Annotated in this window: 4 protein-coding genes; 3 read left to right on the forward strand and 1 reads right to left on the reverse strand. The window is 66.3% G+C overall.

The annotated features are described in order from the left end of the window. Positions 1-453 (reverse strand): NUDIX hydrolase (locus H621_RS0124905; RefSeq protein WP_028945982.1); only part of this gene is annotated, 453 nt, incomplete at its 3' end. Positions 454-562: 109 nt separating this feature from the next. On the opposite strand from H621_RS0124905, the gene H621_RS0124910 reads away from it, so the two are divergent. Genes H621_RS0124910 through H621_RS0124920 form a run of 3 tightly spaced genes read left to right on the forward strand, consistent with a single transcriptional unit; the run spans position 563 to position 4,741 of the window. Next, positions 563-1,231 carry an ABC transporter ATP-binding protein gene (locus tag H621_RS0124910; protein ID WP_028945983.1) on the forward strand — a complete coding sequence of 223 codons (669 nt, stop codon included), beginning with the start codon at positions 563-565 and terminating at the stop codon, positions 1,229-1,231. Beyond that, positions 1,228-3,690 (forward strand): ABC transporter permease, encoded by a 2,463-nt coding sequence (locus H621_RS0124915; RefSeq protein ID WP_028945984.1) that lies wholly within the window; start codon positions 1,228-1,230, stop codon positions 3,688-3,690. Before H621_RS0124910 ends, H621_RS0124915 begins: the two co-directional genes overlap by 4 nt. Beyond that, positions 3,680-4,741: a lipocalin-like domain-containing protein gene (locus tag H621_RS0124920; protein WP_028945985.1), complete on the forward strand. Its 1,062-nt coding sequence runs from the start codon at positions 3,680-3,682 to the stop codon at positions 4,739-4,741. The genes H621_RS0124915 and H621_RS0124920 overlap by 11 nt, the downstream gene beginning before the upstream one ends. Positions 4,742-4,853: the final 112 nt, after the last annotated feature.

Genomic DNA, 4,853 nt, shown 5'->3' on the forward strand with positions numbered 1-4,853 from the left:
CCGTGCATCACCGTAAACAGGCCGCAGCATCTCCAGCAGCGCTTCAGGCCACACCGTCTGTTCAGTACACCGCAGCTCCTCCACCGACCACCAGTGGTGCTCGGCCATCACTTTCAGCTCATGCGCGGTCCAGTCGGCGCGGGACAGTGTCGGGTCTGCTACCTGCACGACAAAGTACTGCTCGACCGAGAACACCCACTCGCCACTGGGCAGCAGCATTTCAAACCGGCGTTCAGCAACCGGCTCGGCAACCGAGCTGATCTGGATGCCCGTCTCCTCGCGCAGTTCACGTATCGCCGCCGCCTGGAAGGTTTCGCCTTCCTCAAGCCCACCGCCCGGCGTCGCCCAGTGTTCGCTACCAGCCAGTGCATCGTCCTTGTGGACGAACTTGAACAGCAGCACCTGCTGATCGGGGTTGATGACCAGCAATCGCGCCGATTTACGTTCACGCATTCAAAAAACCTTCCCTGGGGTGTGTAAGGTAAGCGGGGCGCGTACTTTCACTGCGTTTGGCTGGCTTGGCAACTACGCTGTGAAGCACACCGGGTAAGGGTCGCCGTAGATGCTGGTCATCGAACAATTGCGCAAGTCATACACCACCGCCCAGGGCCTGCTGCCAGTATTGCAGGGCGTCGACCTGTACCTGGCACGCGGTAGCAGCCTGGCGCTGATGGGCGAGTCGGGCAGTGGCAAAAGCACGTTGCTGCACCTGGTGGCGGGCCTTGATCGGGCTGATAGCGGGCGCATCCTGATCGACGATCAACCCCTCGACAATCGCTCGGAACCGGCGCTCGCGCGCTGGCGCCGGGAGGGCATAGGGCTGGTGTTCCAGCAGTACAACTTGATCAGCAGCCTGGATGTGGGCGCCAACCTTGCGTTTCAGGCACGCCTGGCCGGCCGGCATGATCCGCCGTGGGTGGCGTACCTCGCGGGGCGCCTGGGCCTCTTGGACGTGCTGCAGCGTTATCCGGAGCAACTGTCAGGCGGCCAGCAACAGCGGGTTGCGATCGGTCGCGCATTGGCCGGGCGCCCCGCGCTTTTATTGGCCGACGAGCCCACCGGCAGCCTTGATGAGGCCAGCAGCGATGCGGTGTTGAGCCTGATGTTGCAACTGGTCGGCGAGGTGGGCAGCAGCCTGTTGATGGTGACCCACAGTCACCGCCTGGCGGCGCACCTGCAGCAGCGCTGTGTCCTGCAGGCCGGTCGCGTGCAACCCGAGCCACGCCGGTGAGCACCTTGCTGATTGCCCTGCAGGCGTTGCTGAGCCACTGGCGGCGCCATCGCCTGCAGTGTTTCAGCATCCTGACCGGGCTGTGGCTGGCCACGGCACTGTGGACTGGCGTCCAGGCGCTGAACAGCCAGGCACGCAATGACTATGCCCGCGCCAGTGCAGTGATGGCGGGGCCGCTGCACGCGCAACTGGTGCCGCGTGACGGTGAGCGGTTCGACCAATCGCTCTACCTGCAGCTGCGCCAGCTGGGCTGGCAGGCTTCGCCGGTACTGGAGGGCCGCTTGCGCTTCGCCGGCGAGCAGCCACGCAGTGTTCGCGTGCTGGGTATCGAGCCACTGAGCCTGCCACCGGCAACGGCTGTTGCCGGCGCGCACCCGGAGGACTTCGACCTGCAGGCGTTCGTCGGTACACCGGGGCAGGCCTGGATCGGTCCGGACACCCTGCAGCAACTGGGCATGAGCGCCACCGATCACGCGGTCAGCAGTGAAGGGCTGACGTTGCCGCCCTTTGTCCTCATGCCAGACTTGGCGCCGGGCGTGATCGTGGTGGATATCGGCCATGCCCAGGTGTTGTTGCAGGCGCCCGGGCAGTTGTCGCGGTTGCTGCTGGCGGGGCCGCCAGGGCCATTGCCCGCGTCCCTTGCCGCGCGCCTTGAGCTGCAACCCCCCGGCGACGACGGCGGCCTGCAGCGGCTGACCGACAGCTTTCACCTCAACCTCACCGCCCTGGGCCTGTTGGCCTTCGTCGTCGGGTTGTTTATCGCCCATGCCGCCATTGGCCTGGCCCTAGAGCAGCGGCGCGGGCTGATCCGCACGCTTCGCGCCTGTGGCGTCAGTTTGCCCATCGTGCTGGCCGGGCTGGCGCTGGAATTGGGGGTATTCGCCGTGTTGGGCGGTCTGATCGGCGCGGCCAGCGGCTATGCGCTGGCCGCGATGTTGCTGCCCGACGTTGCAGCCAGCCTGCGAGGTTTGTATGGCGCCCAGGTCGCGGGGCAGTTGAGTTTGCCGGCCTGGTGGTGGTTGGCGGGGGTGCTCGTGAGTGTGCTGGGGGCGCTGCTGGCCGGCATCGGCAGCGTGCTGCGCGCCGCCCGTTTGCCGCTGCTGGCCCTGGCGCAACCCCAGGCATGGCGCCTGGCACAAGGCCCCTGGCTGAAGCGCCAGGCGTTGGCGTCGGGGCTTTTGCTGCTGGTGGTGCTTGGTTGTTGGCAACTGGGCAATAGCCTGGCCAGCGCCTTTGTCCTGCTGGCAGCACTGTTGCTGGCGTCGGCGCTGTTGTTGCCTGCCGTGCTCGACGCTGCGCTGGCCTGGCTGGCGCGTATTTGCCAGCGGCCTTTGAGCCAGTGGTTCATCGCCGACAGCCGCCAGCAACTGCCGGCGCTGAACCTGGCGCTGATGGCCTTGCTGCTCGCGCTGGCCGCCAGTGTGGGCGTGGGTAGCATGACCGAAGGCTTTCGCAAGACCTTCATCGGCTGGCTTGACCAACGACTGTCCGCCGACCTCTACATCACACCCAGGGATACCGCCCAGGCCCTCGACGTACGTGACTGGCTCGAACAGCAACCGCAGGTCAGCGCTGTGCTGCCAAGCTGGCGGGTCGAGCTGCGCTTGCAGCAGTGGCCGGTGCAGGTCCAGGGCATCATCGCCCACCCCGGCTATCGCACGCGCTGGCCGTTGCTGGAACAAAGCCCGGGCGCCTGGGCGCAACTGGCCAGCGGTCGGGCGCTGATGCTCAGCGAACAGTTGGCCCGGCGACTGGGTGTGACGGTGGGCGACGCTCTTGAACTGCCTGCAGGTTCTGCACCGGCCATGACTGTGGTCGGGGTATACGCCGACTATGGCAACCCCAAGGGGCATGTGCTGGTCAATGCCGATTGGCTGCGCCGACACTGGCCGCGCGCAAACTTGAGCGGCCTGAGCCTGGACCTCGCGCCCGAGCACCTCTCGGCGCTCAAAGCGGCGTTGCAGCAGCGCTTTGCCCTGGGCGACAGCCGCGTGGTCGAGCAGTCGCGCTTGAAGCGCTGGTCGACAGGCGTCTTCAACCGCACCTTTGCCGCCACTGCCGCGCTCAACAGCCTCACGCTCGGGGTTGCCGGCGTCGCCTTGTTCATCAGCCTGCTGACCCTGGGCCAAAGTCGCCTGGGCCAACTGGCGCCGCTCTGGGCGCTGGGCGTGCAGCGCACGCAACTGGTGTGGTTGACCCTGGGCCAGACCTTGATGCTCAGCACCCTCACCGTGCTGCTGGCGATCCCCTTGGGGTTGCTGCTGGCCTGGTGCCTGGTGGCCGTGGTGAATGTTCAGGCGTTTGGCTGGCGTTTGCCGCTGTACGTGTTTCCCGGCCAGTTGTTACAGCTGGGGTTGCTCGGCGTGCTCACCAGCCTGTTGGCCAGCGCCTGGCCGTTGTGGCAGCTGATGCGATGCCAGCCGGGCGCGTTATTGAGGCAATTTGCCGATGAAGCGTGAAGCGTGGGCGGTGATGTTCCTGCTGCTGTGCGGGTGTGACCAGCCTGCGCCCGCGCCCAAGGGCTATGCCGGGCTGGGGCAGGACGCCGGTGCATTCAAACAGGTGATCCGTGACCATGCACTGGTCTTTCCCCGTGACCACGGTGCCCACGACGGTTTTCGCATCGAGTGGTGGTACATCACCGCCAACCTCGAGGATGCGCAAGGGCAGGCGTGGGGGGCGCAGTGGACCTTGTTTCGCTCGGCCCTGCGCCCCGGGCCGGAGGCTGCCGGCTGGACCAGCCCGAACCTGTGGATGGGGCATGCGGCACTGACCGGGCCGGGAGGGCATCAGTCCGCTGAAACCCTTGCCCGGGGTGGCATTGGCCAGGCAGGTGTGGAGGTTCGGCCATTTCGGGCGTGGATCAACGATTGGTCGTTGCAGGGCGCCGATGACCTCGGGCAGTTGCAAATGCATGCACGCGGTCAGGGTTTTGCCTACCGCCTGGACCTGGTCAGTAGGGGCCCGCTGGTGCTGCATGGCGTCAAGGGCTACAGCGAAAAGTCCGGCAAAGGGCAAGCCTCGTACTACTACAGCCAGCCGTTTTTCCGGGTCACTGGCGAGGTGGAGCGTGAAGGTCGGCATGTCGCGGTTACCGGCCGTGCCTGGCTGGACCGCGAGTGGAGCAGTCAACCCCTGGCGGCCGGGCAATCCGGGTGGGACTGGTTTTCCCTGCACCTGGACAGCGGTGCCAAGCTGATGCTGTTCCAGGTGCGTGAACAACAGGGCCAGCCTTACCGCGCAGGCACGTGGATCACTACCGAGGGGCAGGCGCAGGCACTGCAAGGCGAGCAGGTCCAGCTTGAGGCGCTGACCTGGACGCTGCAGGAAAACGGCAAGCAGGTGCCAACGCGCTGGCGGGTAAGGGTGCCCGGGCGGGGTGTGGATGTAGAGGTCGAGGCGTTGGAGCCCAGGGCCTGGATGCACACCCGCTTTGCATACTGGGAGGGGCCGGTGCGATTGAAGGGAAGCGAGGGGGGCAGTGGTTACCTGGAGATGACCGGGTATTAGGGGGGGCTCCGTGGTTGCGTCGTTGCAACTACGACTGCTGCGCAGCCGATCGCAGCCTCGTACCTCGGCAGCGGCTACGGCAAACCGCTGTAGCCGCTGGCGCCAGCCTGCG

The organism is Pseudomonas vranovensis DSM 16006, assembly GCF_000425805.1.
GTDB lineage: Bacteria > Pseudomonadota > Gammaproteobacteria > Pseudomonadales > Pseudomonadaceae > Aquipseudomonas > Aquipseudomonas vranovensis.